At 69.5% G+C, this 5,387-nt stretch carries 5 protein-coding genes; 1 reads left to right on the top strand and 4 read right to left on the bottom strand.

From position 1 onward, the window contains the following. The 4 genes from ACFWUQ_RS30990 to ACFWUQ_RS30975 all read right to left on the bottom strand — a co-directional run. Positions 1-972 (bottom strand): alpha-amylase family glycosyl hydrolase (locus tag ACFWUQ_RS30990; RefSeq protein WP_384544666.1); only part of this gene is annotated, 972 nt, incomplete at its 3' end. A gap of 50 nt (positions 973-1,022) precedes the next feature. Beyond that, complete coding sequence (locus ACFWUQ_RS30985; protein ID WP_384544664.1) at positions 1,023-1,862, bottom strand: sugar ABC transporter permease; 840 nt, start codon at positions 1,860-1,862, stop codon at positions 1,023-1,025. Between the two features lie 2 nt (positions 1,863-1,864). Next, positions 1,865-2,905 (bottom strand): carbohydrate ABC transporter permease, encoded by a 1,041-nt coding sequence (locus tag ACFWUQ_RS30980; protein WP_384544662.1) that lies wholly within the window; start codon positions 2,903-2,905, stop codon positions 1,865-1,867. 7 nt (positions 2,906-2,912) lie between these two features. Then, a complete protein-coding gene (locus ACFWUQ_RS30975; RefSeq protein WP_384544660.1) occupies positions 2,913-4,187 on the bottom strand; it encodes an extracellular solute-binding protein in 1,275 nt (424 codons plus the stop codon). A gap of 222 nt (positions 4,188-4,409) precedes the next feature. Between ACFWUQ_RS30975 and ACFWUQ_RS30970 the strand changes: the two genes are divergently transcribed. Next, positions 4,410-5,387, top strand: a 978-nt coding sequence (locus tag ACFWUQ_RS30970; protein ID WP_384544658.1) for an alpha-amylase family glycosyl hydrolase, incomplete at its 3' end; no start/stop codon positions are given.

The raw sequence follows: 5,387 nt of genomic DNA, 5'->3' as shown, positions 1-5,387 counted from the left end.
GGGCCGCATCGCGTCGAGGGACTCGTCGATGGCGCCGCGCAGCGCCTCGGCGTCCCAGCCGGTGCCCAGGTAGTGGAAGTTGAACGCCTGGTGCAGCTCGTCGGGGCGGAGGTAGAGCGCGGTGCGGTCGGCGCTCGGGGTCCAGGCCTCGGCGACGCCGATGCGGTCGCCCGCGTACTCGTCGAGGACGCGGCGCCAGGAGCGGTAGATCTCGTGCACCCCGTCCTGGTCGAAGAAGGGGAGCACCTGGTTGCCGAGGAGCTTGAGCTGCTCGTCGCGGCCGAGGTCGGGCAGCCCGGGGGCCTTGACCAGGCCGTGGGCGACGTCGATGCGGAAGCCGTCGGCGCCGAGGTCGAGCCAGAACCGCAGGATGGAGCGGAACTCGTCCTGGACGGCGGGGTGCTCCCAGTTGAAGTCGGGCTGCTCGGGGGCGAAGAGGTGCAGGTACCACTCGCCGTCCGCGACGCGGGTCCAGGCCGGGCCGCCGAAGATCGACTCCCAGTCGTTCGGCGGCTCGGCGCCCCCGGGGCCCCGCCCCGGGCGGAAGTGGAAGCGCTCGCGCAGCGGAGTGCCGGGGCCCTCGCGCAGCGCCTGCTTGAACCACTCGTGCTGGTCGGAGCAGTGGTTGGGGACGAGGTCCACGATGATGCGCAGGTCCAGGGCGTGGGCCTCGCGGATCACGGCGTCGGCGTCGTGCAGGGTGCCGAACATCGGGTCGATGGCCCGGTAGTCGGCGACGTCGTAGCCGGCGTCGGCCTGCGGGGAGGCGTAGAAGGGGCTGAGCCAGACGGCGTCGACGCCCAGCTCCTTGAGGTAGGGCAGTCGGCTGCGGACGCCTTCGAGGTCCCCCATGCCGTCCCCGTTGGAGTCGGCGAAGCTGCGCGGATAGACCTGGTAGATCACCGCTTCTCTCCACCAGCCGGGCTGGGTGCCGGTGGAGGTGGGGAGCGCGTCGGCGAGGTGCTGGGTCATGGTGTCCTTGAAGAGATCGGGCCGGGGGTGAGAGGGGGCAGGCGGGGTGGTCAGCCCTTGGTGGCGCCTGCCGTCATCCCGGCGACGAGGTGACGCTGGGCGAAGACGAAGAAGATCGCTGCGGGGATCGCGATGAGGACCGAGGCGGCGCTCATCGCACCCCAGTTGGAGGTGTACTGCGTGACGAAGGTCTGCAGGCCGCCGGCCAGGGTGAGGTTCTCCTCGCCGACCATGAAGGCGGAGGCGTAGGCGACCTCGCCCCAGGCGGTGATGAAGGCGTAGAAGCCGGTGACGGCGAGGCCGGGCTTGGCGAGCGGCAGGATGAGCCGCCAGAACGTGCCGAAGGGGTTGAGCCCGTCGACGCGGCCGGATTCGTCGATCTCCACCGGGATGGTGTCGAAGAAGCCCTTCATCATCCAGGCGCAGAACGGCACGGCGATGGTGAGGTACGTGATGATCAGGCCGACCGGCTGGTTGAGCAGGCCGAGGTCGCCCATCAGGTTGTAGAGCGGGACGATGAGGATCGCCATGGGGAACATCTGCGTGATGAGCAGGGTCCACATCAGGGGCTTCATGCCGGGGAACTTGAACCGGCTGACCGCGTACCCGGTCGTGGCGGCGATGAACACGCCGAGGACGGTGGTGACGCCGGCGACCAGGACCGAGTTGGCGAACCAGCTGAGGAAGTGGCTCGACTCCAGCAGGTACGTGTAGTTCCCGAGGGAGGGGTCCTTGACGAAGTCGGTGCTGATCGCGTCCTCGGCCGGCTTGAGGGAGGTCAGCAGGATCCACAGCACCGGGAAGACGGCGATGACGGAGGCCGCGAGCAGGGTGGCGTGCAGCCCGACGGAGGCGAGCGGGGCGCGGCGGCCCCGGATGCGGGTGGTCATGGTCACCACACCTCTCCCTGCTTGCGCAGCGAGCGCCGGTAGACCAGCGCGAAGATCATGAGCAGGGCGAGGATCAGTACGCCCCATGTGGCGGAGCCGGCGAAGTCGCGCGGGCTCGACACGAAGGCCTCGCGGAAGGCCTGGGTCACCAGGATCTCCGTGGAGTCGCCCGGTCCGCCCCGCGTGAGCAGGAAGATCACCGGGAACATGTTGAAGGTCCAGATGGTGGAGAGCAGGATCACGGTCATGCTGACCGCGCGCAGCCCCGGCAGGGTGATGTGCCGGAAGCGCTGCCAGGCGCTGGCGCCGTCCATCTCGGCGGCCTCGTAGAGCTCGCCGGGGATCGACTGCAGTCCGCCGAGGAGGGCGACCATCATGAAGGGCACGCCGAGCCAGACGTTGACGGCGACGACGGAGAACTTGGCCCAGGTGGGGTCGTCGAGCCACGGGACGGCGGCGATGCCGCCGCCGTCGAGGACCTTGTTGAGGATGCCGTTGTCGCGGTTGAAGAGGAACCGCCAGGCGAAGACGGAGACGAAGCCGGGAACGGCCCAGGGCAGGATGAGCGCCATCCGGTAGGCGGCGCGGCCCTTGAAGTCCCTGTTGAGCATGTTGGCCAGGACCAGGCCGAGCGCGAAGGTGATGGACACGCACGCGACGGTCCACATCACCGTCCACACCAGCCGCTGCAGGAACACCGGGTCGCTCAGTACGGCCGCGTAGTTGTCGAGTCCGACGAACTCGTACGTGGCCTCGATGTGGCGCGCGCCGATGGTGCGGGAGACGTTGCGTTCGTTGGCGTCGGTCAGCGACAGGTAGACGCCGCGCACGAGCGGCCAGCCGATGATCACGCCGAGTACGAGCACCACCGGGGCGATCATGGTCCAGGCGTACCAGTGCGTGGCGAGTGCGCGCCGCAGTCCGCCGTTCGAGCCCCGGGTCCCGTTGTTCCCGTTGTCAGTCATGCGGCTCCGGCCGCGGGCGGTGTCGGTCTCGACATCGCCCGCGGCCTTCGCCACCGACTGGCTGGTGTGAGCAGCCATGGTTTCGTTACTTCCAGCCCTTGAGGATCTTGCGGAACTCGACGCCGGCCGCCTTGGCCGCGTCCTCCGGGCTCGACGCCCCGGTGATCGCCTTGGTGTACTCGACCTTCAGCGGCTCGAAGAGGGAGCCGTTCTCCGGGATCCAGGCGCGCTCGACGGCCTTGTCGACGGCCGGCTTGAAGAACTGCACCATCTCGCTGCCCTTGACGTCGGGCTGCTCGTAGGCGGCGGTACGGGTCGGGAGCAGGCTGAGCTCCTTCGCCGACTGCACCTGGACGTCCTGGGAGGTCATGTACTCCACGAAGGCGTGCGCGGCGTCGCGGTTCTTGGAACCGGCGTAGACGCCGAGGTCGTGGCCGCCCTGGGGGGAGCCCGCCTTGGCCGAGCCGGCCGGGACCGCGGCGACGCCGAGGTTGGCCTTGTCCTTGAACTGGTCGCCGGCGTAGGTGTCGGCGACGGCCCACGGACCGTTGATCATCATGGCGGCCTCGCCGGATTTGAAGGCCGTCTGCATGTTGGTCCAACCGTCGGTGGCGTTGGTGATCGCCGCGCCGGAGGTGACCAGCTCGCGAGCGGTCTTGAAGGCCTTGACGCCGGCCGCGTTGTCCACGGTGACCGTCTTGTTCTTCGCGTCGACCAGGTCGCCGCCCTCACCGTAGATGAGGGGGAGGAACCAGTAGGAGTCATCGCCGCGCAGGTAGAGGCCGGCCTTGCCGCTCTTGGCCTTGATGGCGGCGGCGGCCGTCTTCAGCTCCTCCAGCGTGGTGGGGGGCTGGACACCGGCGTCGGCGAGCATCTTCTTGTTGTAGAAGAGGCCGAGGGTGTCGATGACCTGCGGGACGGCGAAGGTCTTGCCCTCGTACTTGCCGCTGGCCGCGGCCTGCGGCAGGAACTCGGCGTCGATCTTCTTCGCCGTCTCGGCCGGGACCTCGTCGAGGTAGCCCAGCGACGCGAAGTCGGCGACCCAGCCGACGTCGGCGCGGATCACGTCGGGCGCGTCCGAGCCGCTGCTGAAGGCGTTCTTGACCTTGTTCTGCGCGTCACCGTACGGGACGTTGACGTACTTGACGGTGACCTTCGGGTGCTTCGCGGTGAACGCCTCGGCGATCTTCTGGAAGCTGGCCTTCTCGGCGTCGTTCGAGGTGTCCCACCACGTCACCGTGCCGGAAAGCTCGCCGCCGGCCTTGGTCTCGCCCGCCGCGTCCTTGGTGTCACCGCCGCAAGCCGTCGCCGCGAGCGCCAGGGCCGCGACCAGCGCGGTGGCCGCTATGCCACGCCGCATATGAACTCCTTCGATGATCCCGGCCGCATCCTCGCGGTCCCGAGTTGCCAGGAACGTAACAAGCCTGCAAGAAGTCCGAAAGAGCTTGCGGCAAATTTCTGCAAGACCGGCTGATCGTTACATCCGTGTGTCCGGACGGTTGCCGCAGCTTGCTGTTAGTTCGAGCCACCTTCGACTGCCCGGGCCCGCAACCAGGGGGCGTGTGCACGCGTTGACCCCGATATGACCCATGAGCTGACCGCCTCCCGGCTTGCAAGCGCTTCCAGCAAGGCCACCGCGAGCGGAGCCTGGTGGCGCGATGCCGTCATCTATCAGGTCTACGTGCGGTCCTTCGCGGACAGCGACGGGGACGGGGTGGGGGACCTGCGCGGGGTGCGCGAGCGGCTGCCGCACCTCGCCCGGCTCGGTGTCGACGCCCTGTGGCTCACCCCCTTCTACGTCTCCCCGCAGGCCGACGGCGGCTACGACGTCGCCGACTACCGGGCGGTGGATCCGCTCTTCGGCGACCTCGCCGACGCCGACGACCTCGTCCGGTCCGCGCACGGGCTGGGGCTCAAGGTCATCGTGGACGTGGTGCCGAACCACACCTCCGAGCAGCACCCGTGGTTCCGCGCCGCGCTCGCCGGGGACCCGGCGGCCCGCGGGCGCTTCCACTTCCGCCTGGGGCGGGGCGCGGACGGCGCCGAGCCGCCGAACGACTGGGAGTCGATCTTCGGCGGCCCGGCCTGGACCCGCGTCGCGGACGGCGCGTGGTACCTGCACCTCTTCGCCCCCGAGCAGCCCGACCTGGACTGGGAGCACCCCGAGGTCGCCGCCGAGTTCGAGTCCGTGCTGCGCTTCTGGCTGGACCTGGGCGTCGACGGCTTCCGCGTGGACGTGGCGCACGGCATGGTCAAGGCCCCCGGCCTGCCGGACATCGGGCGCGGCGCCCAGGCCACCCTGATCGGCACCGAGCCGCTCCCCTTCTTCGACCAGGACGGCGTCCACGAGATCCACCGCTCCTGGCGCCGCCTCCTCGACTCCTACGAGGGCCCCCGCATCGGCGTCGCCGAGGCCTGGGCGCCCACCTCCGAGCGGCTGGCCCTGTACGTGCGCCCCGACGAACTGCACCAGGCCTTCAACTTCCGCTTCCTGAACTGCCCGTGGGACGCGGCCGCGATGCGCACGGTGATCGACGAGTCCCTGGCCGCCACCGCCTCG

The organism is Streptomyces sp. NPDC058662 (assembly GCF_042716255.1).
Classification (GTDB): domain Bacteria; phylum Actinomycetota; class Actinomycetes; order Streptomycetales; family Streptomycetaceae; genus Streptomyces.
The sequence above is the reverse complement of the archived record's forward strand: the minus strand, read 5'-3'. Positions and strand labels throughout refer to the sequence as shown.

Excerpts from the sequence above, each read along its gene's own strand:
- ACFWUQ_RS30980 (WP_384544662.1), bottom strand. The coding sequence starts at position 2,905 with ATGGCTGCTCACACCAGCCAGTCGGTGGCGAAGGCCGCGGGCGATGTC.
- ACFWUQ_RS30975 (WP_384544660.1), bottom strand. The coding sequence starts at position 4,187 with ATGCGGCGTGGCATAGCGGCCACCGCGCTGGTCGCGGCCCTGGCGCTC.
- ACFWUQ_RS30985 (WP_384544664.1), bottom strand. The coding sequence starts at position 1,862 with ATGACCACCCGCATCCGGGGCCGCCGCGCCCCGCTCGCCTCCGTCGGG.